Annotated in this window: 1 protein-coding gene; it reads right to left on the bottom strand. The window is 54.8% G+C overall.

From position 1 onward, the window contains the following. Positions 1-361, bottom strand: a 361-nt coding sequence (locus ACYP03_RS24775; protein WP_459782493.1) for an SDR family NAD(P)-dependent oxidoreductase, incomplete at both ends; no start/stop codon positions are given.

The raw sequence follows: 361 nt of genomic DNA, 5'->3' as shown, positions 1-361 counted from the left end.
AGTTCAGCGCTTGTTGGCACAGGAGAACCGGCACAGTCAGGTTAAGGTGAATTTCATTGCTGATACTGGCCGGTTCACGTTGCGACAAACTGGCAAAGCAATTACTGCCGGCATTGTTGATCAGGCCGTGAATGGGCGTGCCTGCCAGTTTCCATTGCTGACAGGTCTGATTGATGGTTTCAATGCCTGCCGGCGTACTCAGATCGGCCACAATCAGCCGGTGTGAATCGGGCTGGTTCAGTGAAAGTTGTAACGCCCTGAGTTTACTTTCGTTACGACCGACCAGAATCAGGCTGGCGCCGGCATCAGCCAATACTGCGGCAATCTCAGCGCCTATTCCGCCGCAAGCGCCGGTCAGCAG

It is taken from the genome of Photobacterium sp. R1, from assembly GCF_054600795.1.
This window is presented reverse-complemented; position numbering and strand designations above follow the sequence as displayed.